At 43.1% G+C, this 26,695-nt stretch carries 28 protein-coding genes and 1 tRNA gene; 17 read left to right on the forward strand and 12 right to left on the reverse strand.

Features of this window, described 5'->3' with window-relative positions; genetic code table 11:
* Positions 1 to 53: 53 nt before the first annotated feature.
* Entirely contained in the window at positions 54 to 1,313 is a 1,260-nt protein-coding gene (locus A3EU_RS0113575) for a M16 family metallopeptidase (RefSeq protein WP_020536720.1), read from the reverse strand.
* Positions 1,314 to 1,386: 73 nt separating this feature from the next.
* On the opposite strand from A3EU_RS0113575, the gene A3EU_RS0113580 reads away from it, so the two are divergent.
* A complete protein-coding gene (locus tag A3EU_RS0113580; protein WP_020536721.1) occupies positions 1,387 to 1,857 on the forward strand; it encodes a hypothetical protein in 471 nt (156 codons plus the stop codon).
* 60 nt (positions 1,858 to 1,917) lie between these two features.
* Here the strand turns inward: A3EU_RS0113580 and A3EU_RS0113585 are convergent, their stop codons facing one another.
* From A3EU_RS0113585 to A3EU_RS0113605, 5 genes are all read right to left on the reverse strand, one after another.
* Positions 1,918 to 3,405, reverse strand: coding sequence for a tetratricopeptide repeat protein (locus A3EU_RS0113585; RefSeq protein ID WP_020536722.1), 1,488 nt, complete (start codon positions 3,403 to 3,405; stop codon positions 1,918 to 1,920).
* A 54-nt stretch (positions 3,406 to 3,459) separates the two neighbouring features.
* Complete coding sequence (locus A3EU_RS0113590; protein WP_020536723.1) at positions 3,460 to 4,209, reverse strand: zinc ribbon domain-containing protein; 750 nt, start codon at positions 4,207 to 4,209, stop codon at positions 3,460 to 3,462.
* Between the two features lie 168 nt (positions 4,210 to 4,377).
* Complete coding sequence (locus tag A3EU_RS0113595; RefSeq protein WP_020536724.1) at positions 4,378 to 5,418, reverse strand: Nif3-like dinuclear metal center hexameric protein; 1,041 nt, start codon at positions 5,416 to 5,418, stop codon at positions 4,378 to 4,380.
* Positions 5,418 to 5,903: a D-glycero-beta-D-manno-heptose 1-phosphate adenylyltransferase gene (gene rfaE2 / locus A3EU_RS0113600; RefSeq protein ID WP_020536725.1), complete on the reverse strand. Its 486-nt coding sequence runs from the start codon at positions 5,901 to 5,903 to the stop codon at positions 5,418 to 5,420. The genes A3EU_RS0113595 and rfaE2 overlap by 1 nt, the downstream gene beginning before the upstream one ends.
* Positions 5,900 to 6,826, reverse strand: a complete 927-nt coding sequence (locus A3EU_RS0113605; protein ID WP_020536726.1) for a PfkB family carbohydrate kinase — start codon at positions 6,824 to 6,826, stop codon at positions 5,900 to 5,902. Before A3EU_RS0113605 ends, rfaE2 begins: the two co-directional genes overlap by 4 nt.
* Before the next feature lie 106 nt (positions 6,827 to 6,932).
* Between A3EU_RS0113605 and A3EU_RS0113610 the strand changes: the two genes are divergently transcribed.
* From A3EU_RS0113610 to A3EU_RS0113630, 6 genes are all read left to right on the forward strand, one after another.
* A tRNA-Asn gene (locus A3EU_RS0113610) sits at positions 6,933 to 7,006 on the forward strand.
* 62 nt (positions 7,007 to 7,068) lie between these two features.
* Entirely contained in the window at positions 7,069 to 7,200 is a 132-nt protein-coding gene (locus A3EU_RS35530) for a GIY-YIG nuclease family protein (RefSeq protein WP_083937404.1), read from the forward strand.
* Positions 7,201 to 7,311: 111 nt separating this feature from the next.
* A complete protein-coding gene (locus tag A3EU_RS30435; protein WP_020536727.1) occupies positions 7,312 to 7,836 on the forward strand; it encodes a C40 family peptidase in 525 nt (174 codons plus the stop codon).
* 218 nt (positions 7,837 to 8,054) lie between these two features.
* Positions 8,055 to 10,244, forward strand: coding sequence for a PAS domain-containing sensor histidine kinase (locus A3EU_RS32820; RefSeq protein WP_020536728.1), 2,190 nt, complete (start codon positions 8,055 to 8,057; stop codon positions 10,242 to 10,244).
* Positions 10,245 to 10,258: 14 nt separating this feature from the next.
* Positions 10,259 to 10,660, forward strand: a complete 402-nt coding sequence (locus tag A3EU_RS0113625; protein WP_020536729.1) for a nuclear transport factor 2 family protein — start codon at positions 10,259 to 10,261, stop codon at positions 10,658 to 10,660.
* Between the two features lie 316 nt (positions 10,661 to 10,976).
* A complete protein-coding gene (locus tag A3EU_RS0113630; protein ID WP_156825761.1) occupies positions 10,977 to 11,345 on the forward strand; it encodes a hypothetical protein in 369 nt (122 codons plus the stop codon).
* A gap of 53 nt (positions 11,346 to 11,398) precedes the next feature.
* On the opposite strand, the gene A3EU_RS35020 is transcribed toward A3EU_RS0113630, so the two are convergent.
* The gene (locus tag A3EU_RS35020) at positions 11,399 to 12,115 is read right to left on the reverse strand and encodes a diacylglycerol/lipid kinase family protein (RefSeq protein ID WP_425412685.1); all 717 of its coding nucleotides are present in this window, start codon (positions 12,113 to 12,115) and stop codon (positions 11,399 to 11,401) included.
* Entirely contained in the window at positions 12,042 to 12,368 is a 327-nt protein-coding gene (locus A3EU_RS0113640; RefSeq protein WP_026211391.1) for an acylglycerol kinase family protein, read from the reverse strand. Before A3EU_RS0113640 ends, A3EU_RS35020 begins: the two co-directional genes overlap by 74 nt.
* A gap of 45 nt (positions 12,369 to 12,413) precedes the next feature.
* On the opposite strand from A3EU_RS0113640, the gene A3EU_RS0113645 reads away from it, so the two are divergent.
* The 5 genes from A3EU_RS0113645 (at position 12,414) to A3EU_RS0113665 (ending at position 16,536) form a co-directional block, all read left to right on the forward strand.
* Positions 12,414 to 13,325 carry an ABC transporter ATP-binding protein gene (locus tag A3EU_RS0113645; protein ID WP_020536732.1) on the forward strand — a complete coding sequence of 304 codons (912 nt, stop codon included), beginning with the start codon at positions 12,414 to 12,416 and terminating at the stop codon, positions 13,323 to 13,325.
* Between the two features lie 12 nt (positions 13,326 to 13,337).
* The gene (locus tag A3EU_RS0113650) at positions 13,338 to 14,648 is read left to right on the forward strand and encodes an ABC transporter permease (RefSeq protein WP_020536733.1); all 1,311 of its coding nucleotides are present in this window, start codon (positions 13,338 to 13,340) and stop codon (positions 14,646 to 14,648) included.
* Between the two features lie 10 nt (positions 14,649 to 14,658).
* Positions 14,659 to 15,192: an inosine/xanthosine triphosphatase gene (yjjX, locus tag A3EU_RS0113655; RefSeq protein ID WP_020536734.1), complete on the forward strand. Its 534-nt coding sequence runs from the start codon at positions 14,659 to 14,661 to the stop codon at positions 15,190 to 15,192.
* Positions 15,193 to 15,452: 260 nt separating this feature from the next.
* Positions 15,453 to 15,848 carry a 2TM domain-containing protein gene (locus tag A3EU_RS0113660; RefSeq protein ID WP_020536735.1) on the forward strand — a complete coding sequence of 132 codons (396 nt, stop codon included), beginning with the start codon at positions 15,453 to 15,455 and terminating at the stop codon, positions 15,846 to 15,848.
* Positions 15,849 to 15,861: 13 nt separating this feature from the next.
* On the forward strand, positions 15,862 to 16,536 hold the full coding sequence (locus tag A3EU_RS0113665; protein WP_020536736.1) for a Crp/Fnr family transcriptional regulator: 675 nt from the start codon (positions 15,862 to 15,864) through the stop codon (positions 16,534 to 16,536).
* Here the strand turns inward: A3EU_RS0113665 and A3EU_RS0113670 are convergent, their stop codons facing one another.
* Positions 16,537 to 17,469, reverse strand: a complete 933-nt coding sequence (locus A3EU_RS0113670; protein WP_020536737.1) for an NAD(P)-dependent alcohol dehydrogenase — start codon at positions 17,467 to 17,469, stop codon at positions 16,537 to 16,539.
* A 256-nt stretch (positions 17,470 to 17,725) separates the two neighbouring features.
* Between A3EU_RS0113670 and A3EU_RS32825 the strand changes: the two genes are divergently transcribed.
* From A3EU_RS32825 to A3EU_RS0113695, 5 genes are all read left to right on the forward strand, one after another.
* Entirely contained in the window at positions 17,726 to 19,372 is a 1,647-nt protein-coding gene (locus A3EU_RS32825) for a serine hydrolase domain-containing protein (protein WP_020536738.1), read from the forward strand.
* A 123-nt stretch (positions 19,373 to 19,495) separates the two neighbouring features.
* Positions 19,496 to 21,706 carry an amino acid permease gene (locus A3EU_RS0113680; RefSeq protein WP_020536739.1) on the forward strand — a complete coding sequence of 737 codons (2,211 nt, stop codon included), beginning with the start codon at positions 19,496 to 19,498 and terminating at the stop codon, positions 21,704 to 21,706.
* Between the two features lie 27 nt (positions 21,707 to 21,733).
* The gene (locus tag A3EU_RS0113685; RefSeq protein ID WP_020536740.1) at positions 21,734 to 22,672 is read left to right on the forward strand and encodes a hypothetical protein; all 939 of its coding nucleotides are present in this window, start codon (positions 21,734 to 21,736) and stop codon (positions 22,670 to 22,672) included.
* 37 nt (positions 22,673 to 22,709) lie between these two features.
* Positions 22,710 to 23,462, forward strand: coding sequence for a hypothetical protein (locus tag A3EU_RS0113690; RefSeq protein WP_020536741.1), 753 nt, complete (start codon positions 22,710 to 22,712; stop codon positions 23,460 to 23,462).
* 2 nt (positions 23,463 to 23,464) lie between these two features.
* On the forward strand, positions 23,465 to 23,833 hold the full coding sequence (locus A3EU_RS0113695) for a hypothetical protein (RefSeq protein ID WP_020536742.1): 369 nt from the start codon (positions 23,465 to 23,467) through the stop codon (positions 23,831 to 23,833).
* Here the strand turns inward: A3EU_RS0113695 and truA are convergent.
* The 3 genes from truA to A3EU_RS0113710 all read right to left on the reverse strand — a co-directional run bounded on the left by truA (position 23,830) and on the right by A3EU_RS0113710 (position 26,650).
* Entirely contained in the window at positions 23,830 to 24,576 is a 747-nt protein-coding gene (gene truA, locus A3EU_RS0113700) for a tRNA pseudouridine(38-40) synthase TruA (RefSeq protein WP_020536743.1), read from the reverse strand. The genes A3EU_RS0113695 and truA overlap by 4 nt on opposite strands.
* Before the next feature lie 3 nt (positions 24,577 to 24,579).
* The gene (locus tag A3EU_RS0113705) at positions 24,580 to 25,764 is read right to left on the reverse strand and encodes a S41 family peptidase (RefSeq protein WP_020536744.1); all 1,185 of its coding nucleotides are present in this window, start codon (positions 25,762 to 25,764) and stop codon (positions 24,580 to 24,582) included.
* A 76-nt stretch (positions 25,765 to 25,840) separates the two neighbouring features.
* Positions 25,841 to 26,650 (reverse strand): hypothetical protein, encoded by an 810-nt coding sequence (locus A3EU_RS0113710; protein ID WP_020536745.1) that lies wholly within the window; start codon positions 26,648 to 26,650, stop codon positions 25,841 to 25,843.
* Positions 26,651 to 26,695: the final 45 nt, after the last annotated feature.

The raw sequence follows: 26,695 nt of genomic DNA on the forward strand, positions 1-26,695 counted from the left end.
TCTTCTTAATTGCACCTAAACTCCGTTCCATGCACAACACCAAGCACGAAAACCTATACCTCAGCTACAGCTTCCTCTAAAGCAGCTTCGTAGGTGACCTCTGAGCAATTGTCTTCTACAAAGATGCGCTGTGCCAGGTTCTGTAATTCTTTTCCGGTAATTTTCCGGTACAATTGCGCTTCTTGGTTGATCAATTCCGCATTTCCGAGGATTTCAAAAAAGGCCAAGTTGATAGCTTTGTTAAGCACGCTCAATTCCGAAAAAATCAAGGTGCTTTCTACCTTGTTTTTTACTTTTTCTAATTCTCTTGTGTTTACGCCTTCCCTTTTTAGTAACTCCAGCTCTTCCCAGATGGCTGCTCGTGCTTGCTGGTTGTTAATCCCCTCTACAGGCTTGGCTTCAATGATTAAGAGCCCGGGATCAATACTACCGGAGACGTAGCAGTCGATAGCAGAAAAAAGCTCCTTGTCCTTGAGTAAGCGGCGGTAAAGACGAGAAGAAGGGCCATTGCCCAAAATATCCGACAGCATGTCTACCCCGTAATAATCACGATCTACCCGGCTTGGAATATGAAATCCAAGATAGAGGGCATCGGCAGGCTCTTGGGCTTTTAGTATTCTTTGTTGTAGCGCCTGCTGAGGTGGTTCTGGCGGCAATACTCTCTCTATGAGTGGCCCGGAAGGTAGATGCCCAAACCATTTTTCTACCAGCACCTCTACCTTGTCCGTGTCTACTTTTCCTGCCACGATCAATACAGCATTGTTAGGCTGGTAGTATTTGTCGTAAAAAGCTTGAACATCTTCTAGTGAAGCCTCACTAACGTGTTCGGGGACCATTCCGATGGTAGGCCAACGATAAGGGTGAACCTTGTAAGCGAGCTCTGCCAGGTGATGCCAAACATCTCCGTAAGGCTCATTGAGACAGGTTTCTTTAAATTCTTCAACAACTACTTTACGCTGTACATCCAGCTTCTTTTCGCTGAAGCGAATATTGTGCATCCTGTCGCTTTCCAACCAGAGTGCAACCTCAAGATTTTCGGCAGGAACGACGTTATAGTAGTTGGTGATATCGTTATTGGTGAAGGCATTGTTTTCTCCACCGGCCATCTGTAAAGGGGCGTCAAAATTAGGCGCTGCTTTTGTTCCGCTGAACATAAGGTGCTCAAAAAGGTGAGCAAACCCTGTTCGTTCTGGCGACTCATCGCGTGCACCTACGTAATAACAAAGGTTTACCGTGGCCATAGGGGAACTGTGGTCTTCGTGTACCAACACCCGCAATCCGTTAGCCAGGGTAAAGCGTTTATATTGAATCATTCATTCTAATTAAGAAACCACCATTTTGAAGTGGTCCTGCATCTTGTTATTGACGTACAAAAGTAAGGACAATATGCAAAACGCTCTCTATCTACTAATCGTTTGCGCCAGTGGCATATTCTTTTTCCAAGCCTGTCAGCCGGTGCCAACAGAAAGTAGCAGTTTAGGACTGGCGTCTATTGTCTTGGAAGACACCAACGGTTGGGTTTTAAGAGTGCAAGCTGATGGTTCCGCAGAGTTACGCCACCAATACGTCAGGCTGGAAAGTGTAACCTGGCCTAGCGAAACTTTCGCTTTTACCCAACTTCGCTTATTGCCTGCTTTTGCACCGCGCATCCAAGAGACTTACCCATATCGATGGACTTACTGTAGCCATGTAGAAAATGACACCCGGCAATATGGCTTGCCCGATACCGCTTGGGGAGCCGCCTGGTTCGAAAAAGCTTACCACGCCCTTGATGAAGTAGAACTTTCTCCCCGTGCAGTACGAAAATTGAGAAAAAACTGGGAAAATCATCCACCGCCAGGCGTAGCGGTTAGATAAAGAATCTGGTAGTTTATGACGAGCTGGGAAGCATCTTCGTAAGGGGGGCTTCCCTCTTTTCTATTCCCCCATCCGGGAAAGACCGGCTTTGGCTTGTTGGTGGAGGCCTGTACGGTATTCTTCAGGTTTTAAAGAAAGGCAGCGATTAAAATAAGTGCGAGCACTTGTCTTTCGTCCTCTTTTTTCCTCAATCAAGCCAGCTTGTAGGGCCGCATTACAAGCAAAAAAAGCTTCACTTGTTTGCCCTTGTTCGATCGTTCGATCGTATTGAGCCAATGCTGCATCGTATTTTTTCAATCCGTGAAGAATTCGTCCTTTGCGGTAAGTATATTCGAGTCGACCTAAAAATGTAGGCAAGCTGCTTTTTTGCTGGGTAGCCAATATGTCGAGTGCGCGTTGGTAGTAGCCGCCATCATAAAGCAGCCGTGCTTTAAGGAGAACAAGCGGCGGAACAATGCCCGCTTCGGCTTCGCGTTCGGCGTTTTTATCACCACCAGCGGCATTGGTGCCTCGTTGTTGTAGGAGGGTCATGTAATTTTGATACCCCTCGGGGCGGCCATTCAGCAGTTCCGCCCACGCTAACTTTTGGTAAGCCTCTTTAATATAATGGCGCCCTCTTGTTGTTCTCAGGAAGTCTCGTAAATGACGGCGGCTATCGGTATTCAGTCGCCTCAATTTAGCAACTCCCAGCATATAATCGAGATAAGGAAAGGGAAAGAAAGCTTCTCCTCTTGGGGCTTGTTCCATCCAGCGGATAGCTTCATCATTACGGCCAGTGCGCATGGCCACATTTGCTAAGACAAAGGCATGTAATGGAGTGTCGCTAGCTCGCAGGTCGGCGTTTTCTAGTGCTGCCCACGCTGCTTCGGGGCGACCATCCAGGTGTAGTAGCAAGAAAGTATAAAGTACTTGCGTTTCTTGCCTAAAGGGGAAGTTGGTGCTACTTGCCGCACGAAGTACACCTTCTACTTCCTTTTTACCCTGCTCTACCGTTCCTTCCAGGCTACTGAGCATTTCCAGCGCCCAGCGGTAATTGTCTGGCACCGTGCCTACTGCGGCATGCAAAATACCGAGGTCTTTCTGGTTGCCCAGGAAATCTGGAAATTGGGCCTGATTTTCCAGTAATAACTTATGAGCTCGATTGATATCTGTAAACGCCGAAAGGTACTCTTCGAAACGGAGCTTTAGCAAGGCCCAGTGGAGTCGTATTTCTGCTTGGGTATAGAGGTAGTAAGGGGAATTCGGGTTTCCTTCAGCAATTTTTTCCAGTCGGCGATCACGATTAGCCTTCATGCGCTGATAGGCTTGTTCGTCTTCAGAGACATAGATCGTGAAAAAATCGACGTAATTTTCCAGGTGGTATGCGATGAGATTGTCTGGCTCATTGAGTTTCAACCGAGCAATGAGGGATTGGGCCTCATTCAGGCGCAACTCAAAAATCTTGTCGTAGATTCTTTGCGCATTGGTATTAAAATCAAAATAACCTGCTGCCTGGCTCGAAACCGGTAGCAAGGAACTTAGAAAAATAAGGAGGAAGGAAAAACGCATAGGGGAGGTAGAAAGTAAAAAGCCGCTAAGTTCATCACTTAGCGGCTTTTCTTTTTAAGCTTCGGCTGTGATGCCTGCTGTCTCATCATCGACGAGAACACGACCACAGTGCTCACAGGCAACAATTTTTTTGCGCTGAGAGATTTCCAACTGAATCTGAGGAGGAATACGGTTAAAGCATCCGCCACAAGAATTCCGTTCTACGGTAGCTACAGCTAAACCGTTGCGGTAGTTTTTACGAATCTTGTCGTAAGACTTAAGCAGGCGATCTTCGATGCCTTTACGTGCTTTGTCGGAAGCTTTGTGCAGTTTCTGCTCTTCTTTTTCCGTCTTCTCGATGATCTTCTCCAACTCGACCTTCTTAACTTTCATGGTCTCGTTTTTGGTTTCCAAACGAGCCTGAGCAGCTACTACGGTTTCATTTTTAGCTTCGAGATCACGCTTGATCTGGTTGATCTTCTTATTCGACAGCTGGATTTCGAGACGTTGCATCTCCTGTTCTTTCATCAGGGCTTCGTATTCCCGATTGTTTTTCACATTATCCATCTGCTTGCTGTAGCGTTCCAACAGGTTCTCTGCCTCAGCAATATTATTCTCGTGCTGAGCCATCTCGCCCTCCATATCTTTGATCTGGGTCTCCAGACGACCGATACGCGTATTCAGTCCAGCGATCTCGTCTTCCAGATCGCTCACCTCCATTGGGAGTTCGCCTTTGAGAATCTCCAGCTCATCCAGCTTACTATCAATAGTCTGGAGGTTATATAAATTCTCTAGCTTCTCTACAACTGTCTTTTCGGCTGCCATTGGCAATAATATTTATTAGTTGAACAACATTCAGGAACAGCACAAATATAAATTTAGCCGACGTTTTTCAAAAAGTAGGCTAAGTGATTCATTTAAAGCGTGCCTGCTTTTTGGAAAACCCAAAAGAAGGCTCAATTTGTATTTTGCGCAATACTCGATGTAACGTTTTTAAAGATAATTTACCGGGTTGGTGTTCACCTCCGTTAAATGAACCGCAAAATTACCAAAATTTTTCCGGATTATGGTAGCTAGTAAATCAATCGTAAATTGTTCACTTTCATAGTGTCCCACATCGGCAATGATGATTTTACCATCCGCATCAAAAAATTCGTGGTATTTGTAATCAGCAGTAACAAAAACCTGTGCTCCGGCAGCAATGGCCTGGGGAAGTAAAAATCCTCCGGCACCGCCACAGAGTGCGATCTTTTGTATCGGTTGATCTTGTAACGCCGTGTACTTAATGCAACTGACTTTTAGCTGCTCCTTTAGTCGCTTGAGAAAAGAAATTTCTTTCAGCGGTTTGGGCAGCTCCCCGATCATTCCGGATCCTACTAGTGGATTTTTGTTAAGTACCTCACTATAAACAGCATCTACCCCGGAAAAGTTACTTAAAGTGGCATTTATTGCGCCTTTTTGATGAGTAGGGTACATTACTTCTAGTTGAATGCTAACTCCACCATCGGCACCAGTACCCAGGCTAAGCTGACGTACGATAGGTTGCGGCGTTTGAAGGCCATCGCTTAAGTTGGCCAAAGCCTCCTTCAGTTGATCTGCTACGGCTAAGGGGACAAAGGCCGTGGCACGGCTCATGACACCAGCTTTCGGTGCTAGAATACGTGTGTTTACCAATCCCAAGCGTTCCGCAATCATTGCATTCACCCCTTGTGCGTAAACATTATCGAGGTTGGTATGAATGGCATAAATGGCAATATTGTTACGTATTGCCGAAAGAATTACCCGCTCTACATAGGTTTTACCTGTAAATCGCTTCAACCCTTTGAAAACAATGGGATGATGAGCTACAATTAAATTGCAACCTTTCGCGACAGCTTCTGCAACGACATCTTCGGTAGAATCCAGGCAGGTAATTACCCCTGTGCATTCTTCCTGTGCGTTGCCTACGATGAGTCCTGCATTGTCGTAACCTTCCTGGTAAACAGGAGGAGCAACGCTTTCCAAGTGTTTTATGATCGCTCCAATTGAAGTCATTAGCTCGATTTTATTTTTTCTTCGATTTTGCTGGTCGAATATCCGGGTACAAAGGTCAAGAGTGCTACTTTTCCGCCCCAGCTTTTTACTTCGGGGGCACCCACAACATCTTTTTCTTCGTAATCGGCACCTTTGACCAAAACATCAGGTCGCAGGGCATTGATTAATGTGAGAGGAGTGTCTTCATCAAATATAATGACGGCATCCACAAAAGCGAGGCTTGCCAACAAAAGGGTCCTTGCCGTTTCGTCCATGATCGGACGATGAGGGCCTTTCAATTTTTGAACAGAAGCATCACTGTTTACACCAATAACTAGTCGTTGGCCCAACTGCCGAGCTTCCGCCAGGTATTGAAGGTGTCCAGGGTGCATGAGGTCAAAACACCCATTGGTGAAAACAATCTGCCCACCGCCAAGGCGCCAACCCGCTACGGTAGCACTAGCGGTGGGTAAATCTTGTATCTTTTGTTTAATTAATTCAATCATTTGCCCAGTTGCGCATCAAAATTAACCAACTGTACAAATCGTAGCATCCGGTCGGTGATCATATCGTCATTAAGCTCTTTGAGGCGCTCGGTGCTGAACTTTTCCACACAGAAACTAGCCATCGCTGAACCATAGACAACCGCACGCTTGAGGTTCTCGAACGACAAATCACGGGTAGAAGCAATGTATCCCATAAGGCCGCCGGCAAAAGTGTCGCCTGCTCCGGTAGGGTCAAATACTTCAGCCAGTGGTAATGCTGGTGCAAAGAATACTTCGTTGTTATAAAACAAAAGGGCTCCGTGCTCTCCTTTTTTGATCACCAAAATACGTGGTCCCATTTCGTGAATCACCGCAGCAGCTTTCACCAAGGAGTGCTCTCCAGACAATTGGCGAGCTTCCTCATCATTGATAGTGAGGAGATCGATTCTTTTTATAACCTCCTTTAGCTCGTCCATGGCAGTGTCCATCCAGAAGTTCATGGTGTCTAACGCCACTAATTTTGGACGAGTCTTTAGCTGGTCCAGTACGCGTGTCTGAACAGCAGGGGTCAGGTTACCCAGCATAAGGTATTCTGTATCCTGGTAGTCAGCAGGAAGCACAGGATCAAAATCGGCAAGGACGTTGAGTTGGGTGTCCAAGGTATCGCGGCCATTCATGTCTTTATGGTAGCGGCCCGCCCAGAAGAAAGATTTTTCACCTTCTTTTACTTGCAGTCCAGCAAGGTCTACTCCACGAGACCGGAGATCATCCAGGTCAGCTTCCGGAAAATCATCCCCGATCACGGAAACTATTTTAATCTGTTTCGTGTAGTAAGAAGCAGCTAAAGCGATGTAAGTAGCGGCTCCACCAACTACTTTTTCTGCACGACCAAAGGGGGTTTCGATGTCGTCAAAAGCAACGGTACCCACAGCCAATAAACTCATAGAAATATTTTTTTGAAAAAAATCTCTGCAAATATTGCAATTTTTGATCAGACACTGTACATTTGCGCTCGCTTCTTTAAAGAAGGAAGTTGAAAAAACATAAAATGCCTCCTTAGCTCAGCTGGTTAGAGCGGCGGACTGTTAATCCGTAGGTCGAAGGTTCAAGTCCTTCAGGAGGCGCAAAGAAAGGTCACTGTAGTTTACAGTGGCCTTTTTTTATTGCCTAAACTGAATATGCGCTTATGTTCTCTGTATACATTCTCTATTCTGAAAAGCACGATAAATACTACGTCGGTCAGACGGATGACCTGGAGCGGCGGCTACTCCAATGCTACGCCCCTTGTTCAATAACTTATATCAGGCTGGAATGTTAATCATTCCTACCTCAAAAAGTTAAGTATCTCCTAAGATGCAATACCACCAAATAAACCGCTCAACCTTGCCGTTAATACAGGACTAATTTTCGCGAATAATCCAACGTTATTATGTCTAAGCGTTTACTGTATTTTCCTTTGTTATTATTGCTGAGTACTTTATTTCTGACCCAATGTGACAGTCTGCAAGGTCTTAAGGGGCCTTCAACCCCTCGATCAACCACGGGGAATAGTAATACTTCTCAGATTCGAAAGAATGTGGTGTCCTTTGCCGCTGAGCAAAAAGGAGTTCGTTATAAATATGCTGGCCGTAGCCCTCGGACAGGTTTTGATTGCTCAGGGTTTACTCATTATGTTTATGATGCTTTTGATGTTGATCTCACTCCTGTTTCCAGGGTTCAGGAAGATGAAGGCAAGCGTATTAACCTCGGTGATGCACAGGCGGGAGACTTGATTTTTTTTCGTAAAAGCAACAACGGCTCCGTCTTCCATGTAGCGCTTGTGGTAAGCCAAAGCCCAGGTAACCTCACGGTTATTCACAGTACTTCTTCCAGAGGGGTAATTATGGAGAATATCTATGCCAGCTCTTATTGGCGCACGAAAATAATGAGCGCTCGGGACGTTATTTCTCGCTAACGCTTTGGTGAATGATGTGCAAGAAGTGTAGGCGAAGGTCCTTCAATCAACCATTTTTATTCATTTTGACATTGAAATATTCCTTATGTTAATATTTTATTCCTAGCTTTAATAGACTTGGGAAATTCGATTGTCTTTTCGTACTGTAATACAAGCTTATAATCCAGGGCGAGCTTTACTATAGCCCTTGGCATAGTCATTCTAATAACACAGGAAGAGTGCAAGAGACGTATAGAGATATTTTATTAAAGGATACTAATCGGTTGGTCATTGAGTTGACCAACTCAAGAGCTTTTCGGAAAAAGCTTCCTGAGGTACTTAAGACAATATCTGCTCATTTAAAAACAGAGCAAAGCTATTTACTGGAGGTAAGGCCAGTTAAAGGAATGCTGAACCAGTTAGTCTATAAGAAAATTATAGAAGTCTCTGCTACGGGCGAAAAAACAGAACATACTCTTAATCCACTTTTCTCTGAGATCATTTTTTCGCAGCGGGTGCTGAAATCATGGTTGACTGATTTGGCAAATTTGTCAAAAACACATTTGTCGATAGGGCAATCGTCAGAAAATAGTAACCTCCCCAACCTTATTTTTGTCGATCAGCAGGAGGAGGTAGCACTTAATAAGGTTAATAATAATCAGATTTGTAGAAAAATCTTCGATAGCCTTGGTATTTCCTTTTCCTCCTTTCTTCTTGTACCGTTGGTTTATGAGCAGGCAATTTTAGGTTTTTTTGCAACCCATAGTAGCAATCTTATCTCACACGCTGAGCCTCAACTCGAAATGATCGTTACCTTGATGCAATTAACGGCGAACCTTTATGCATGTGAATATGTGGAGGATCAGCGAGTTCTTCACGAAAACTACCTACTTAAGACGAGCGAAAAACGGTACCGGAAATTCATCCGCCACAGTGTTGAAGGTATCTACTTCATGAATTGTGGCAAACCAATTTCTATTAACGCAGAGATAGATGCTCAGGTAGAGTCATACTATGCTAATGCGTATGTTGAAGAGTGTAATTTAGCGATGGCTGAAATGTATGGGTTCGAAAAAGAAAGCGACCTTATCAGTAAACGAATAGAGGCTCTCCATCAAGGAGAAAACTATGAGCAAAATAAGCTCACCTTCAAGAGGCTAGCAGAAAACAACTATCAAATAAAAGGGGAGCATACCAAAGAACTGGATAAATACGGCAACTGGAAGTATTTTATAAATGAAGCTTTTGGGATTGTTGAAGACAACCATTTGCTAGGTATCTGGGGGATTCAGAGAGACATTACTGAAAAGTACCAAAATGAGCGAGGGGATGCATTATTAGAGGCCGTGTTGCATGCTATCCCTGATATTAAAATCCGTATTAATGTTGAAGGGGAAATACTGGCTCTTTACGGTTCAGAGCAGAAGCAAGATAAAAATGGACTTACTTTTCAAGACAGCATCATCACCGGAAAGCACCTTACAGAAGTACTTCCGGTTTTTGTAGCAAAAGGCTTATTGTTTAATGCCAGGAAGTCGCTTGAGGAAAAAACTTTGCAAGCGTTTGAATTCTTGGATGCTGATTCCAGTGATGGTAATGTACGCTACTATGAAGCCAGAATCAACAACATCAATACAGAGGAACTTATCATTATCCTCCGAAATGTCACACAGTTAAAGATTGCGGAGCAGGCCCTTACAGAGCAAATCAGCCAGGTTGATCAAAAAAACCGCCAGCTCCAAAAGTATATTGAGTCTAACCTACAGCTTGAAAATTTTGCCTTTGTAGCATCGCACGATCTACGAGAACCGGTTCGTACCATGCGTACGTTTGGGCAGTTTTTGAAAAAACGAGTAGGTCATAAGCTCGATGAAGAAAGTATGATTCACCTCGACTTTATCATCAATAGCGCAAGTCGGATGAATCAGCTCATTGAAGATTTACTCACCTATTCTCGTGTAAATACAGAGTCCGTTACCCGTGACCCTATCGAACTGGGCCCATTGTTAGAAGAAATCACCGATAGCCTAAAAGCAACAATTGAAGAGACAGGCGCAAAAATAATTTTCAAAAGCCTCCCCTCTGTTATCCTTGGTAATAGGTTGAAGATTCAACAGGTTTTTCAGAACTTGTTAGCTAACGGGATCAAGTTTCATCGCAAAAATGAATCTCCGAAAATCATTGTTTCAGTCAAAGAAACCAAAACCCACTGGCGGTTTATGGTTGCCGATAATGGTATTGGTATTGAAGAAGAGTTTCATGAGCAAATTTTTGTCATTTTCAAGAAACTCCACAATTACCAAGAATATCAGGGAACAGGAATCGGTCTCACCTTGGTGAAGAGTATCGTCAATCAGCACGGTGGCGAAATCTGGCTGGAGTCAAAAGTAGGAAAAGGCACTACTTTTTATTTTACACTACTAAAGTAATTTTGCAATCCATTATGGGGAATTTTCAGCACCATGTTGAAGAGCTTAGTCAGCGTTATCTCGATGGCCTTGCTCAGGCAGACCTGGAAGGTATACTGGGCTTGTTTACGTCTACAGCCCAAGTGCAATCCCCACTATATGGTAAAGTAGCAGCAAGTTCTTTTTACCGGGATTTGTTCTCAGATACCCAGTCTTCGGTAGTACAACTCAAGGACGTATTAACCAATGAAGAAAACCTTTCTGCTTGCTTGTTCTTCTCTTATAGCTGGACCCTTGCCAGCGGTAGTAGGGTGGAATTTGATGTTGTTGATTATCTGAAGTTTAATAAAAATGGCCTGATTGAATTTCTACAAATCGTCTACGACACTCGGCACAGTCGCCAAGCCTACGAAGGGCTTAGTCAACGTGAGGTTTGAGTATAAAGGTCTTGTTTTTAGCAAAATAGCCCTATTAAGCCTTACGTTAATTAATCAATCTGTCGAGTAAATCACTTTGTCTATCGGGTTTTCAATGCAATTNGTTGATTACACAAATTGTGACTGCAACTTTCTGTTCCTACCCTCCGTCTATTAAGGGTATCCAATTCCTGATGAAAAATAATTGGCGATGGAAATAGCGCTTTAATCAAGCAATCATTTTCGTCAAGGAAATATTATCAGGATATTTTTGAAATCACGAAGTCTTGAAAGAAGTATTGTTTTAAGTATTTCCAAGAGACCTTCAAAACCCGACATGATGAAAAATTTTCTTAGTGTACTGGCAATCGCCAGCGCAGTTTTATGCTGTACCCAAGTACAAGCAAACACCACTCCTGCAAAGTTACTACTGAAAGTAGAGGCTGTAGACGAAAGCCATCTAGCGTTGCATCTTGCCAACCTCCAGCAGGAAACGACAGTACTTCGTATTTTAGATTTTGATGGAACAACCTACCTTAGGAAAACGATTACGGAGCACAATGGCTACGCGCTCAATATCAATTTAGAGGATTTACCAGATGGGCGTTATTTCCTTCGCGTAAACCAAAAAGGTAGCCAGATTGACCAGGTTATCTTCAAGGGAGAAGGTTTACTTCTTGTTAGTAAGCCAAAGTCTTCGAGCTAATCAAGAAGCTCTAAGAATGGATGGGAGTTTGAATTAATTTTCAAGCTCCCATTTTAATTACTAGTCTTGTTTGGTGAAAGAAAACGCAAGGCATTAGGAAGGAGGCTTATCGTTGCCGGACAAGCCCCAAGGAATTCTCCATCGGCTTCGATTAATAATTCGTCCCCAGCTCGTGGAGTAATGTCTATCGTTTTACAGTTGGTGAGATGTGCTTTTCTATAGCCCGCAATTCGTCCTTGATAAAAGCGGAAAGAGTTCAATACAACGGCCAACTTGCTTACTTTTTCTACATAAGTAAGTGCCATTGTTTCTCCCTGGCTCTTCGCTTGGGGGACCAGTTGCATCCCACCTCCCGAAAATCGCCCAATACCAGCATTGATAGTATAGTAAGCCGCTTCATGCTGATGCTCATCATATTTGATGATTCCTCCTTGAGGTTTATACATAAATAAACATCGGAAAGTGGCCCAGAAGTAGAAGACCTTGCCTGGCAAGCGGCTTTNTTTATCCATCATGTAGCGTACCACAAAGGCATCATAGGCCAATCCTGCTACATTCATGAAGTAACGCACGGAGGGGCCATCAGTTGACTGATAATTGATTTGCCCCAAATTCTGATAGGCGGGCACCGCCATTAGGAAATACTGTTTCCAGCTCGACCATTTCTTAGGAACTTCGTGTGATTTTATCCAGTCATTACCCGTGCCGAGGGGCAATAGCGCAAAAGTGATTTCTCTGGAGGGGATATTTTTTTTGTTGAACGATACCATTGATTACCTGATGAGCGATCCCGTCACCACCGACGGCCATAATGTGACGAATACCCTCACTGACGGCCTCTTCCACGAGTTGGGTGGCGTTGCCGCTGTGTTTGCTCATCACTATTTTAGTATCAGGTATTAGCGCTTGTAGTTTCGTTTGTATAGTAGGCCACCATTGCGCCAGGTTGCCATTATTGGCCTGGGGGTTGACAATAACTAACCAGCGGGCGGTCAGATGCGATCTCTTAGTATTTTGTATCATTGTGGCAGCATAAAATAATTTCCAATATCCATATTCCGATCAGTAGTGACAAATATCCTGGAAATAAAAGAGGTCGTTAAGGCCTACGGCAGCAAAATAGCTGTCGATCGAGTCTCCCTTACGGTACCCAAAGGAACCATTTTCGGTTTGCTAGGCCCTAATGGCGCTGGAAAAACGTCACTGATCCGTATGATCACTACGATTACTCGTCCCGATGCAGGAGAGATTATCCTCAATGGTGAACCTTTGAATTCAGATCATCCTCGCCAAATTGGTTATTTGCCAGAAGAGCGAGGCCTGTACAAAAAAATGAAGGTAGGGGAACACCTCCTTTATTTAGGCCAACTCAAAGGTTTAACGGCAGCTGCCGCCAAGGAGGCATCACAACGTTGGCTGGAAAAACTAGGCATGCTAGATCGCTGGAACCAGCCCGTTGAAGCACTTTCTAAAGGCCTACAGCAGCAAGTACAATTCATCGCTACCATTATTCACGAGCCTAAGCTCTTGATTCTCGACGAGCCTTTTTCAGGCCTTGATCCGGTAAACACCAATCGGTTGAAAAGAGAAATCCGGCTGCTCAATGAGCAAGGGACAAGCATTATCTTTTCTACCCATCGGATGGAGCAAGTAGAAGAAATCTGTGAAGACATTATGCTGATCAATGCTGGGCAGAATGTCTTGCAAGGTGCTGTAAGTGAAATCAGAGAGCGTTACAAGCAATACCACTTTCAATTACTGTATCAGGGAGAGTTGCCAGCGGCTTTTGCTGAACATTTTCCCATTATTGAGCAGGGAAAACAGTCTTTGACTTTTGCAGGTAAAGAAAACGAAACCGCAAATACTATCCTTCGGCAGCTTTTGCAGCTGGGGGTTCAGATTCGTTCCTTCACGGAGGTGTTACCTAGCTTGAATGATATTTTTATTCGTACGGTTGGGGCGGCTGCTCCCGCTTCCTAAAATCGCCGCTTTATGCGACAACTTCGACTAATTATTAAGCGGGAATATTGGACCCGTGTACGTCGTAAATCCTTTTTGATCGCCACACTGGTTACACCTTTGGCCTTCGGCCTGTTTGTGGTGGTCGTCAACTATATTTTACAGTACAAAAGTGATGAAGCTATTCGAATAGCGGTCATCGATGAAGGTCAGCTATTTGATGGAGGTATTGCCGATGAAGAAAACATCTTCTTTAAGATTGTTGACACCGATCTGGAAACCATCAAGGATAATTTTTCGTCTTTCAAGTATCACGGTATTCTTGTGACGCCATCCTCGGGGAGGCTTCAGCAGCAAGAATACCGAGCCAGTTATTATACCGACCAAAAGCTTACGCTGGAACTAGAGCCTGTTCTTGTAGATCGTCTGCGTACGGCCTTGCGCAAGCACAAAGTAGCCGAACTACAGCTTGATGAACGAAGCCTGGAAGCCCTCAATAGCCAGGTAGATATAGAACCGAAACCGGTGACGCCGGAAGCCATCGTAGGCACCTCCATGGCTGGCAAGATTGCGGCAGTTATCGGTATGGTTATGGCTTTCTTTATGTACATCACGGTCTTTATTTATGGTATGATGGTGATGCGGAGCGTCATGGAGGAAAAGACCAACCGGATTGTGGAAGTGATGATCTCTTCCGTCAAGCCATTTCCGTTGATGTTAGGTAAAATTATAGGTGTCGGCATGGTGGGGCTGACCCAAGTGCTAGCTTGGGCAATTTTGGTTCCCCTCATGCTGATTGGTGTCAGCCTCTTATTTGGGTTTGATATGGGAGCCACCAACCTGCCAGATACTCCCCCGGAATTTGGTGATGTTGACCCACAAGTACTGGCTGCACAAATCATGACGGAGCTAGGGTCTTTCAATTGGTGGGTCATTTTGCCTTTGTTTTTACTTTACTTCCTGGGGGGCTATTTTATGTACGCAGCGCTTTTTGCGGCGGTTGGTTCTGCCATGGGCGATGACCTTGGCGAGGGGCAATCCCTGACGATTCCCATTACTATTCCCGTTATTCTGGCTTTTTATATTACCATTGCGGCCATTCAGTCACCCAACTCGGGCTTGGCGATCTGGGCCTCGTATTTTCCGCTTTTCTCACCCATTGTAATGCCTGCTCGACTGCCTTTCGATCCACCCTGGTGGGAAATAGTAATCTCTCTGGTATTGCTTCTTGGTACCTGTATTGGCCTGATATGGTTGTCAGGCCGTATTTATCGGGTCGGCATCCTTTTGTATGGCAAGAAGGTAAGCTTGTGGGAAATGGGCAAATGGATTTTTAGGAAATAATGCTTTAAAAATGACATCAAAAATAATTGTAGCATCTAAGAATCCTGTCAAAGTTGATTCAGCGTTAGCGGGCTTCCAGGAAATGTTTCCAGACCAATCATTCACCGCCGAGGGAATCAGTGTTCCTTCTGGCGTAAGCGACCAACCCCTAGGAGACGAAGAAACTTATCAAGGAGCGTGGAATCGGGTTCAGGCAGCAAAAGCAGCACTTTCTGACGCTGACTTTTGGATAGGTATCGAAGGAGGCAATATCATTAAAGACAAGGAGATGGAAGTGATGGCCTGGGTGGTTGTACTTTCCAAAACTCAGCTGGGTAAAGCACGAACGGCAGGTTTCTATCTGCCACCAAAAGTCATTGAGCTAGTAAACCAGGGCTACGAGCTTGGCCATGCCGACGATCTCATTTTTGGCGTCTCAAACTCAAAGCAAACGGGCGGCTCCTCGGGTTTGTTAACCGATGGTGTAATGAACCGTAAGCGTTTTTACGTGCCTGCGGTTATTTTGGCCTTGATTCCCTTTCTGAAGGTGGAGCTTTACAAATAAAGAGAAGGCTGACTACAACAATGCATCAGCTTCGGATTTGATATTTAGGTGTATTATCAGAACACTTTGCTATTTTTGACGTGAGTCGTTCGGTTAGGGTTTGGTTTTCGTAAACCAAAATACAAGGCCCAAGTATCTTCTCTACAGATTAGCTTTTCGATCCAATTCATACAACAAGGCTGTTACAAACAAACGTTCGATTATTTTTTAATTAAATTTTACTAATCTCAGAATTAGAAAATCGCATAAATATTTCGACGATGGAAAACGAAGACATTTATAAGGAGGCACGCAAAAAAGTACAAGCTAAGAAAGGGTTTCTTTATCATTTTGCGGCTTACGTTGCTATAATCGGGATGCTTTACGCAATCATTCATCTTGAAGGGAATGGTAAAATGCTTCCGGTAATTATTGTGGCTTTGAGTTGGGGTATTGGGATCGCTATTCATTATTTGAACGTATATGGCACAGAAAATTTAGATTTTCTTGGAATTAGCCCTAACTGGGAAGAAGAAGAATTAGAACAAGAGATTGAAAAGTTGAAAAAGAGAAGAGAACTGAAAGAGCGTATCAGAAAGGAAAAAAGTCTTGAGGATGACTTGGACAATTTAGAACTCAAAGAGATTGAAATAAGGCACAAGCATCAGAGCGAGTAAATAATGCTCGCCAATGCTTCCGGCATCGACTCCACTTTTTGCCTTAAATCAGCATAAAACTTGGGGGTACTCGCTCGATCAGGAAAACTTAAACAAGCTCTTAATGCACGAAAAATTCATCAATTACTTCTCTAGAATATCGCCTCTTTCAAAGGAAGAATCAGACGCAATAGCTGAAAGTATGCAAACTGCAGCATATAAAAAGGGGGATTATTTATTGAAAGAAGGGCAGGTTTCTGAAAACACCTATTTTGTACTTGAAGGCTGTATAAGAGAATATATTCTATCTGATGGAGAAGAAAAGACGACAAATTTCTTTTCTGAGGAGCAATGGGCTATTTCGCTAAATAGTTTATCTCCTAAAAGTTCAGCGACCCACAATTGGGTTTGTATTGAAGATACAACGGTCGTTGTGGGCGATGAACAACAAGCTCAAAAACTCTTCAAAAACTTCCCAAGGTTCGAAACAATTTCTCGTGCAATAATGGAATCAGCTTTTGCTGAACAAAAAGAAGCATTGACTTCGTACTACACAGACTCACCTGAACAGCGTTATCGTAAGCTATTAAAAACAAGACCTGAACTAGTACAGCGAATTCCCCAATATCATCTTGCCAGCTATATTGGGATAAAACCTGAATCCTTAAGCCGTATTAGAAAGCGGATTAACTCATCCCCTCTTGAATAACTATACCGTAATAATCACATTACCTTTTTTGTGCCCGTTCTCAACATAATCGTGAGCTTCAGACATCTTTTCCAAAGGATAAATACGATCAATTACAGCCTTAATACTTCCTTTTTCTGCAAGAGTCTTTAGATTGACAAATGCGCTTTTGGGTGTTAATGGAACCCCATCGTCAATTGAAATATATTTCCCAGTTGGGGTAACCGCTGCTTTGCTTTTTTCTTTAACAATTGACGATTTCGAGTTGCCAACAGCGTCTATTACATATTTGTACATTCCTAATTGATCTTCAGCATTTTTAGCAGTGTAATCAATCACCTCGTCGCTCCCCAAAGACCTGACCAGTTCGAAGTTTCTACCGCTGCATACACTAGTGACGTGGGCTCCTGCATGTTTCGCCAATTGTATCGCCATAGTACCTATACTTCCTGAAGCACCATAAATAAGGACTTTATCTCCTTTGCCAATAGAGGTCTTATTCAACAAGTGCGAGGCAAGTAAGCCGCCATATGGGATAGCAGCAGCCTCATTATGACTTATACCAGTAGGCTTATGGGCAATATTCCAGTCTTCAGGTAGGCAGATGTATTCGGCATACGAACCAAAATGACGCTTTGTTGGAGAGATTGAACCGTATGCAAAAACTTCATCCCCTATACTAAATGATGAAACACCATCCCCTTTGCCTTCTACAGTACCAGACGATACCATTCCCAAAATTGGGTTTCTTGGCTTTCCAAAACCAAAGATGAGTTGGAGTATTAACCTTGTAATAAGTGGTTCATTCAACCTACGAATAAGGACATCACTTGCAGTCACTGAGGTAGCGTGTATCTTTATAAGCACTTCATTGTGCTTTGGAGATGGCTTTTCAGCTTCTACGAATACTAGGTTTTCAGAACCGCCGTACTTTATACATTTAATTGCTTTCATGTCCTCACCATTATGTTTAAAGCAAAATTGCACATAACAGGATTCAATTTCATTGACTTGGGTTAAGAAATAAACTCATGTACGATGAGGTTTTAGATATCTTGGAAGCGTTACCTATTATGGAGATGTTATCAAAAGATAAATAATTAAAAACATATGCTAATAAAGTATAGACTGTATTAAGACGACTGCTTGTACTAAACGTTGGCATTAATTTAAACGGTATTTTTTTCTAAATCAGCATTACAATTAAAAAATGAGAAAAATTCTTCTTCTAATATTTACAGCTTTTAGTGTTTGCTCTTTTGGTCAAATTAGTATTAATGAAAAAATAAATTCGATTTTAGCTGATCAGGTGACTACAGCACTAGCCCCAGGTTTAACAGTTGGTATTGTTAAGGATGGCGAGCTTATTTATCATAACAGTAAAGGCTTGATGAATTTGGAGTACGATCTTCCATTTAATGATTCTACGACATTCGAACTTGCTTCTGTTACCAAGCAGTTTACATCTGCTTGTATTGCAATTCTTGAAGAAAAAGGTAGTCTCTCGGTAAATGATGATGTAAGAAGGTTTATACCTGAGTTAACTTTTTCGGGAGACACGATTAGAATTAAGCACTTATTGAATCACACTAGTGGGATACGAAATCATAATGTTTTATTAGACTTGTCTGGGTTTGATTATGAGCACCGTGGCTATACAAATAAAATGATTCAACAACTGATGTTTCGTCAGAAAGGAATGAATAATAAGCCAGGAGAGAAAATGCTTTATTCTAATACAAACTATGTTTTATTAGCACTTGTAATAGAAAGAGTATCAGGGATGCCGATTGATGAATTTGCTAAAAAGGAACTATTTGACCCTCTTCAGATGTCAAACACTTTCTACAAAAGTGATTTGAGAAGAGTCGTTAAGAATCGCGCTTATTCCTATTACAAAGAAGGGGGAGAATACAAACAGCCAAAGTCACTAACACTTTGTGTTGGAGCTGGAGGTGTGGAAAGTACGATTTCTGACTTAGCAATTTGGTCTCAAATTTTTCTGGATACTAGTCATAAGTACTCCTATATATCGGATTTTATCACCAAGCTTGATCAGCTTAATAATGGTGAAGAAATGCTACACGCTCGCGGAATGTTTGTGACACCTTACAACGGCCTCACTACGTTTAATCATAGCGGTCGTGACCTAGGAATGCGGTCTCAATTCATCTGTTTACCTGATTTAAACCTAGGAGTAATTGTTTTTGCTAATGCTGAGCATATTAATGCAGTGAATGTATCTTATCAAATACTCGAGCTTTTTATCCAAGAACTTCCTCAGAATAAAAATCCACAAAAAACACACCTACATAGTGATGAGGAATTGAATCAAGTAGTCGGGCATTATCAAGAATTAAATAGTGACTTGAGAATGGATATATTTATCGTTAATGACACCCTTAATGCTCAGAGTAGTTTTGGGAGTAATCCTGTCCAGCTTAATTCAACCTCAAACAACTCTTTCTCTAGAATTGATAATGCTTCGGTGAGGTATACTTTCCTTTCAGGAGAAAATTCAGAAGCTGATCTACTCGTTGATTTTGGAGGTGCTCTTTTTTACTTTGAAAAAATTGAATTAGCTCCTGCCCCAAATCCAGATGTTTCTGAATATTCAGGCATATACTTTTCTGAAGAACTCAATGTAAGCTACGAGTTGATTGTAGCTGGAAATGAATTGATTTTGAACTACCCAAATAATGAAGGATTAGTATTGAAAGAAGGCGTAAAAGATGTTTTTGGAGCAAATAGAAGAACAAAATATACGTTCATCCGAGATGATAAAAACGATGTGATATCTTTTTATGTAGCATCAGAAGGTACTGTGAAGGATATTTTATTTGAAAAAATAAATTAATACCAAAAACGAATTACTTTTTAAGGCTTACTCAACTATTCTGCTTGGCTGCCGTTTTTTTTCGTATCATGGTATTTGATAGCGGAGCCAAATCTTGGCCTAACAACGAGACCTTAATCATAGATGAAGAAACTTGAACGCCGATTATCCTTGTCCTACGTAGTAGCTATTGGAATAGGGGGTATGTTGGGAAGTGGCATTTTTGTTTTGCCTGGAATTGCGGCGGCGAAAACTGGCCCCTCTATTTGGCTGGCTTACTTATTGGCAGGCATTTGTGTTTTACCTGCCGCTTTATCCAAGTCGGAGCTTGCGACGGCGATGCCTACTTCTGGTGGTACCTACGTGTATATCGAACGTGCCTTCGGCCCGGTGATGGGGACCATTTCTGGCATTGGCCTTTGGTTGTCGTTGTTGCTTAAAAGTTCTTTTGCACTTGTAGGGTTTGGTGCCTATCTGGCTGTTTTGGCCCGAGTACCGCTAAAGTCGGTCGCTTTAATTAGCTTGGTACTCATTCTTTGCCTCAATGTTCTGGGGGTTAAAAAGGTGGGCAAGGCCCAGCTCGTCATTGTTAGTGTTAGTATTATAGGTTTGATCGCACTGATTTTTGGGGGCGTGATTTCTGTACAACCGACAAATCTGCAGCCTGCTTTTTTGAATGGGAATATGGGCTTGTATGCAGCTACTGCATTTGTATTTGTCTCTTACGCTGGTGTCACTAAAGTGGCAGCAATTGCGGAAGAAATAAAAAATCCTGGGCGTAACCTTCCTATAGCGATGTTGCTTTCGCTGGTGATCGTTACTTCACTGTATACGTTGGTAAGTTTCGCGATGGTAGGGAATATCCCTATAGAGGAATTTAGTACTGATTTGCACCCTGTTTATACCCTTGCGGATAAAGTTATGGGACACTGGGCGGGCATTGCTGCAGCCGTGTTGGGGGTGGTTACGCTGATCTCTATGGCCAATAGTGGTGTACTTGCTGCTTCTCGTTTTCCTTTTGCGATGAGCCGTGACCGGTTGGCCCCGGAGCTTTTAGGGAAGGTCCACCAAAAATACTTGACTCCAATCTTGGCGATTGTCCTTACTTGTGGGATGATGGCACTGGTTATTGTTTTTTTGGAAGTAGAAAAGATAGCCAAACTAGCTAGTGCCTTCAAGGTGATGATGTTTATTTTGGTGAATTTTTGCGTTATCGTTTTACGAGAAACTTCGGTAGCTTGGTATCAACCTAAATTCCGATCTCCTTTGTATCCATGGATGCAGATCTTCGGAATTCTTTCCGGCATGGGGCTACTCTATGTTTTGGGTATGTCAGCACTCTTCGGGGCACTTGTTATCATTACTGCTGGCTTAATTACCTTTTACCTTTACGGAAAGTCAAGAGTACAACGGAGTGGTGTGCTAAAGGTTTATGGCCATCGCCCGGCAGCGTTTTTGCTTTACCGGCGTCGCCAAAATGCTGCTAAAGCTGCGGGGCAACATGCCCTGGATACTGGGCATGAAAACACAGCCAACCTTGACGGTGCACTCGCCACGAATGTCCGTACCGTCACGCCGCTTTTTGGTGCGGAACGTTCGGCTGAAATGCTGGTGGAAATGTCTGCAGCACTTGCTCAGGGGAACAAGGTTCAGGTCGTTCATTTACGAGAAGTGCCCGACCAGACTCGCTTGGCAGATGTCTTGGATGACGACCCCAAAGTGAATGCCCTCAACCGTCGGATTGGTGTCATGGCAAGAGAGCAGTCCATTGACGTTGATTTTGATGCTGCTGTCACGCACGATTTAGTACAAACCATCCAGGATATTAGTGAGCAGACCCATTGCCGTTGGTTGGTCGCCGGTTGGAATGGCCGGCAAACGGCCAATAGTATTTTTGTACGTAACCCTATGGGGTGGTTGCTTACTCATATTGACAGTAATTTTGCGCTTTTTCTTGACAATGGCGTTCGCTATATTCGCCGGATTGTAGTGGCTATTCGCCCTGGTCGACAGAATCCAGAATTCATTCAGGCCTGTGACCGGATTGCACAGTTTTACGGTGCTGAACTGACGCTAATGCGGGTGACTATGCCCAAAGCAACCAAAGAAGAATTAAAAGAACTGGAAGCACAATCCCAAGCCTTGCTAAGCTCTTGCGATTCTCCTGCTAAACTTCGAGTAGAAGTATCGGCAGACCCCGTTCAGGCGTTATCTGAAGCTTCTGCTGAATACGACTTACTTATCATCGGTACACCAGCTAAAGAGAATTGGTTAGATGTGCTGGTGGGTGTAAACAAGGACCGTTTTGCAAAAAATGCAGCTTGTTCGGTGCTGAGATTGACATTTAAGAAGTAAAAAAAAGACCCTTGATATAAAACGGAGATGAAATTAATTCTTCAAATAGCATTTGTTTTTGTTCCTGTTTTGTCAATAGCACAGGACTATATTGACTATTACAGCAGTATCAATGATGCAAAAAGAAGGGTTCTTGAGGGAGAGTACGATACCGCTCTGGTTATTTACAAGCAAACTTTTGAAACCTTTGAGTTTGAATATGCCCGAGACTGTGTTAATGCAGCAGAGGTAGCAGCATTTCTTAACGAACATGAGTCTACCAATTACTTTTTAGAATGTTCGCTAAGAATAGGGGTTCCACTAACTTTTTTCGAGGAGAAAGAGAAGTACGAGGAGTTTAGAAAAACCGATTACTGGATTCAATTAGTTGTAGCATCTGCAATGTTACATCGTGAATACCTTGGTGCAATAGATTCTACACTCCGAGCAGAGATAAATGAAATGTTTAGGGAAGACCAAAGTATTAGGTCGTCGTATTACAAATGGTGGAATTTCCTCTGGCGTCCACTGATTGCTAAAAAATGGAAAGCCTTAAATAAGCGCCAAGTAAATCGCTTGGTAGAAATCACGAAAGAGCAAGGATTTCCCGGAGAGAAGTTAATTGGTATCGACGTAGAAGAATATCACCCTAAGATTGATGGGAACCAATGCTCTGCAGGAATGCCGATTGTGATCTTGCTTCATCATTATAGCCAGCCCAACGCATCTCATTATTCGCTCTTTAAAGAACAAATCGCATTAGGTAATCTCCTAAATCAACATTATGCGACAGTAAGTGACTTTGAGGCCAAGTACGGGAAGGGACAATATGCCAATGACGGGTTTTATGGAGTTGGCCTGCCGCTAGACGGTGATACTTCTGAAGTAGAGGTTAAGCGTGCTCAAATTGGCCTTCTTGATGAAAAGGAGATGCGTAACCTTAACCAACAGGAAGTACTAACGAAATTTTGGAATAGGTTATATTGAGGGATAATTCGAAATTATACGTTCAAAACGCGCTACAATGAAACTCCTGACATTTATTGCTAATGTTTTCATGCTCTTATTTCTGGGTTTTGCCAATCCTCTTTTAGGGCAAAATATCCCCGTTGAAATCTATATAGCTCCCGAGGCATCCACGTTAAGACTCAACGGCGAGACTTATGAAGGCGTCACTTACCTGAAGTTGGAATTACCAGAAAAAGAATATATCGTTGAAGTTTCGAACCCCAAATTCGAGCTATTTATAGATACCATTCAGGTTAAGGCTAATAGAAGGAATGTCTTTAAGTTTGGTTTGGTTAAGCAAAGCCAGCGCTATAAAGACTATAAGGTTGTTTACGATGAATATCGAGATTCCAGAGTGGAAGCCATCACTTATAATACGGTTCTATGGGTCTTGAATGGAGTTGCGTTGTGGTATGCTATAGACGGAGGGGCGACGAATAGAATTGACAAAGTTGAAGGTAATCTGGCTGGCGTAAGGGTGTTGTATAGCAATGCGATTAATGCAACGGAAGGCGCGATGTATGCCTCACAATATGATGCCTTGTCAGAGGACTATGAAAGCAAAAGAAAGAGTCTCTATAATAAAAGGATGATCGGAATCCCGTTGGTTATTGGTTCTTCTTATTTTACGTATAGGCTGCTGCGAAAGATCAATAAAGCTCAATTGGAAAAACCAATATTTGATCCTGAGAGTTTGTTGACGATCCATTCTGTAAATATTGTTCCTGCCTTTAGTGGTTTTGCATTGAATATTAAGCTTAATTTCTAATCATGTATAGAATCATTTTGCTCTTTTTAACCTCAATTCTGTTTTCTACCTGTGTAGATGATGTTATTCCATTGCCGGAAAATCAGCTGCTTGATGAAGAATTTGATATAATTACTATTCTGGGAAGCCCCTATGATGGCGTAGGAGGTCTAAGGGTTATTTACTCGATCAATTATGATTATTCAGAGAACCCATCTATAAATGGTGTTGGTGTATTCAGGAATGGTGTACTCATCGCCACGCTGCCACTCTACCGCAATAGTTTTGTGCAATCGGGGCTGGCACCCAATATTACCGTTTGCTACTCTTTGGCGCTCACTAACGGGGAGGAATATTCTCGCAAAACGGAAGAAGTCTGTATTGACACCTAGGCTTCCAAAAAGGCATACCGAACTTCTGTCAGGAAAAGTCCTTCGGGGGCAATACTCAGGCTTTTGGGCAGATGCTCTTGCTTATCTAGTGCTTGGCGAACCTGTGCTATGGTTAACTTACCTTCCCCTACGGAGATGGACATGCCTACGATCAGGCGCACCATTCCTCGTAGAAAGCGATTCGCGGCAATATGGTAGACCCACTCTCCTTCATTGAATTCCCATTCCGAGCGAAAAAGCTCACAATGCATGGTTTTAGCATCGGAGCCTGTTTTACAGAAAGGAAGAAATTCATTGTATTCCAATAATAATGCTGCGGCCTCCTGCATCAATGCTTGATCGCAGTGTTGTGCTCTATGGAGGTGGAAAATGGTGTCTTGGCGAAAGGGGTCTTTCTGCCAGGTCAGGTGGTATTGGTAGGCTCGATAGTGTGCATCAAAGCGCGCATGCTGGTCATCGGCGACCGGAAAAATGCGCCGGATGGCAATGTCCTTTGGTAGGAATTTGTTGAGCCGAGACAAAAAACCTTTGGGAAACTCCCCCGTGAAATCAAAATGAGCAAAATACTCACTGGCGTGAACACCAGTGTCGGTTCGGCCACAGCCCATAATTTCCAGTTCGGGGGAACGCAAAATCAACGACAGTGCATGGGTGATCGTTTCCTGAACAGACACTTGCTTGGGCTGTACTTGCCAGCCGTGATAAGCTGCGCCATTATAGGCGAGTTCTATAAAATAACGCATGGTTTATTTTTCGCTGATGGCTGCTGCCGCTTTTTCTAAAATAACAGCCTTCCCTTTCTCAATAATTGCATCAATACCTTTCAGTTCTTCTGCGGGGCCTGTCGTTTGGTAAATGTCTGGTTTTATCCCTTTTTCAATATTATAACCATTTGGCAAGTAGGTGCGGGTAGCAGAAATGCGAAACTTCCAGCCATTGGGCAGTTCAAAGGAAACGGGAACACCGCCGCCGCCACCGCTCTGGTCGCCAATAAGGGTGGCATTAGGTAGCGTAGACATATAGGCAGAGAAAAAGTTGGTCGCAGAGTAACTGTGCCTGTTTATTAATACCACAATAGGCTTGTCGAGCATCATTCCGGTGCTATCAGCTACGGCCCATCGGCCCGGCCCTGTTTTCTCTTCTGTAGGCGTTTCGTCCTCTTCTTCTTTCTCCTCGTCCTCCTCTTCTTTGCCTTTTTTCTTTTTCTGCTTTGCTTTGGCTTCAGCAATTGCTTGATAATCTTTCAACGGCTTAAGGAAAACACTATCAGGCGTTGAAAATTCATCTGGCCCTGGCCCTGTTTTGTATTGCATCGTTCCGAAGTAGGTGCGCTCAGGAATGAATCGTTCCATCAATCGGAAAACATTCCTCATGGAACCACCGCCATTTTCGCGAACATCAATAATTAGTCCTTTTGCGTTGGCAAAACGGTTGAGGACATAGTCGAGATTACCTTTTGAAAAACCAGAGCGGAAAGAACCATAATAGACATAGCCAATAGAATCGGGTAACCAAGTATTAATTAAAGCTCCGGATGTTTGATAATCAGTTTTCCAGTACTGTCGGTTGATAAATCCCCGATTAAAATTGGCCGGATAATCGAGGTACCAATTAGCATTGCGGGAACGGTCATTGTTGATATAAAGGTTTACATGGCCGTCTCTGAGTTCAAAAAGCATCGTAGAAAGGATGCTATACAGCGAGTCATTACTGAGGCTGTCATTAATCAGAGGGCGGTATAGTTGATCCAGAGAATCCCACTTGACTTGCTTTTCTGCAAAGAAAGAATAGTTCTCTTTTACGGCACTATAAAAATAATCGTAGTTGTTGCTGACTGTATTTGGTGGGTTTGATCCTACAATCCACTTTCCACAAGCCGTTAATAAAAAGACAAAAAAGAGAAAGCTTATTGTTCGTGTTATATTATTCATGCCTGGAGTTTGATATGCTAAGTATTGCGCAAAAAACAAGTTGAACCGTCTCTGAACTTTTCGTTACCTCCGGTTTTTACAGGAGCACTCTAAAACCATAACCGAGGCTACCCACAGTAGCGATCATTGGCTTGGTTCTGGGTAGAGGAGTATAGAGCAGGCTCCAATCATAGGCAATACGATCCGTACGCCAGTCGCGTGCCTGATGATCTGCATCAACGCCCACGGTGAATTTGAAAAATTTATTCAGCGTTACGATTTCAACGGCTTTGAAAAATTCTTTACCCCCTGTTTTAGGAATATGTAAAAACGGACCTATACCAATATAAGTAGGCCGATAAAGCGCGGTAAGGAGAGGTAAGTCGACCCTGGTCGTAGCCACCCAACGATCACTTCCGTCAATACTTCTGCGGTCTAGCGCACCTACGCTAAGAGAAGATTGAAAGAGAAGGCTTTGTGTATTATTCGTAGGTAGTGGATAGCTCCGGTTATTAAACTGGAGATTGTAAGCTCCGCCCACGTATTGCCGATTGTCGCTACTAGCATCATCGCCTACTCGGGTGTAATAACCTACGCTTAGCTCCATGTTATTGAGTTCGGCAGTACCTTTTGTATCCCGCCGGGGCTTTATTTTCGCTTTAAGGGTAGCAGTCTCAATGGAAAAGGACAGCCTAAATATTCCATTGTCTTTAACCTCTTCAAAATTCGTAAAAACGCGAAAACCTGACCCCCGATAAGCAAAAGGGGTGTGGGCTTGATCACGAACAGTATGAATGGGAATACCAACGCCTATCGTCAGATACTTACCATTGGTATTTAGAATATTTTCCTGAGCGCTAAGATTTAAGCAGCACAGCAAAGCAAAAAAGCTGAGCCCTGTTTTCATGATTTTCTTTGTTGATCTGGAGAATTGTTAGATTAAAATCAGCAG

This window comes from Lewinella cohaerens DSM 23179 (assembly GCF_000379805.1).
Classification (GTDB): domain Bacteria; phylum Bacteroidota; class Bacteroidia; order Chitinophagales; family Saprospiraceae; genus Lewinella; species Lewinella cohaerens.

Excerpts from the sequence above, each read along its gene's own strand:
- A3EU_RS0113575 (WP_020536720.1), bottom strand. The coding sequence starts at position 1,313 with ATGATTCAATATAAACGCTTTACCCTGGCTAACGGATTGCGGGTGTTG.
- A3EU_RS0113580 (WP_020536721.1), top strand. The coding sequence starts at position 1,387 with ATGCAAAACGCTCTCTATCTACTAATCGTTTGCGCCAGTGGCATATTC.
- A3EU_RS0113585 (WP_020536722.1), bottom strand. The coding sequence starts at position 3,405 with ATGCGTTTTTCCTTCCTCCTTATTTTTCTAAGTTCCTTGCTACCGGTT.
- A3EU_RS0113590 (WP_020536723.1), bottom strand. The coding sequence starts at position 4,209 with ATGGCAGCCGAAAAGACAGTTGTAGAGAAGCTAGAGAATTTATATAAC.
- A3EU_RS0113595 (WP_020536724.1), bottom strand. The coding sequence starts at position 5,418 with ATGACTTCAATTGGAGCGATCATAAAACACTTGGAAAGCGTTGCTCCT.
- rfaE2 (WP_020536725.1), bottom strand. The coding sequence starts at position 5,903 with ATGATTGAATTAATTAAACAAAAGATACAAGATTTACCCACCGCTAGT.
- A3EU_RS0113605 (WP_020536726.1), bottom strand. The coding sequence starts at position 6,826 with ATGAGTTTATTGGCTGTGGGTACCGTTGCTTTTGACGACATCGAAACC.
- A3EU_RS35530 (WP_083937404.1), top strand. The coding sequence starts at position 7,069 with ATGTTCTCTGTATACATTCTCTATTCTGAAAAGCACGATAAATACTAC.
- A3EU_RS30435 (WP_020536727.1), top strand. The coding sequence starts at position 7,312 with ATGTCTAAGCGTTTACTGTATTTTCCTTTGTTATTATTGCTGAGTACT.
- A3EU_RS0113625 (WP_020536729.1), top strand. The coding sequence starts at position 10,259 with ATGGGGAATTTTCAGCACCATGTTGAAGAGCTTAGTCAGCGTTATCTC.
- A3EU_RS0113630 (WP_156825761.1), top strand. The coding sequence starts at position 10,977 with ATGATGAAAAATTTTCTTAGTGTACTGGCAATCGCCAGCGCAGTTTTA.
- A3EU_RS0113640 (WP_026211391.1), bottom strand. The coding sequence starts at position 12,368 with ATGATACAAAATACTAAGAGATCGCATCTGACCGCCCGCTGGTTAGTT.
- A3EU_RS0113650 (WP_020536733.1), top strand. The coding sequence starts at position 13,338 with ATGCGACAACTTCGACTAATTATTAAGCGGGAATATTGGACCCGTGTA.
- yjjX (WP_020536734.1), top strand. The coding sequence starts at position 14,659 with ATGACATCAAAAATAATTGTAGCATCTAAGAATCCTGTCAAAGTTGAT.
- A3EU_RS0113660 (WP_020536735.1), top strand. The coding sequence starts at position 15,453 with ATGGAAAACGAAGACATTTATAAGGAGGCACGCAAAAAAGTACAAGCT.
- A3EU_RS0113665 (WP_020536736.1), top strand. The coding sequence starts at position 15,862 with ATGCTTCCGGCATCGACTCCACTTTTTGCCTTAAATCAGCATAAAACT.
- A3EU_RS0113670 (WP_020536737.1), bottom strand. The coding sequence starts at position 17,469 with ATGAAAGCAATTAAATGTATAAAGTACGGCGGTTCTGAAAACCTAGTA.
- A3EU_RS32825 (WP_020536738.1), top strand. The coding sequence starts at position 17,726 with ATGAGAAAAATTCTTCTTCTAATATTTACAGCTTTTAGTGTTTGCTCT.
- A3EU_RS0113680 (WP_020536739.1), top strand. The coding sequence starts at position 19,496 with ATGAAGAAACTTGAACGCCGATTATCCTTGTCCTACGTAGTAGCTATT.
- A3EU_RS0113685 (WP_020536740.1), top strand. The coding sequence starts at position 21,734 with ATGAAATTAATTCTTCAAATAGCATTTGTTTTTGTTCCTGTTTTGTCA.
- A3EU_RS0113690 (WP_020536741.1), top strand. The coding sequence starts at position 22,710 with ATGAAACTCCTGACATTTATTGCTAATGTTTTCATGCTCTTATTTCTG.
- A3EU_RS0113695 (WP_020536742.1), top strand. The coding sequence starts at position 23,465 with ATGTATAGAATCATTTTGCTCTTTTTAACCTCAATTCTGTTTTCTACC.
- truA (WP_020536743.1), bottom strand. The coding sequence starts at position 24,576 with ATGCGTTATTTTATAGAACTCGCCTATAATGGCGCAGCTTATCACGGC.
- A3EU_RS0113705 (WP_020536744.1), bottom strand. The coding sequence starts at position 25,764 with ATGAATAATATAACACGAACAATAAGCTTTCTCTTTTTTGTCTTTTTA.
- A3EU_RS0113710 (WP_020536745.1), bottom strand. The coding sequence starts at position 26,650 with ATGAAAACAGGGCTCAGCTTTTTTGCTTTGCTGTGCTGCTTAAATCTT.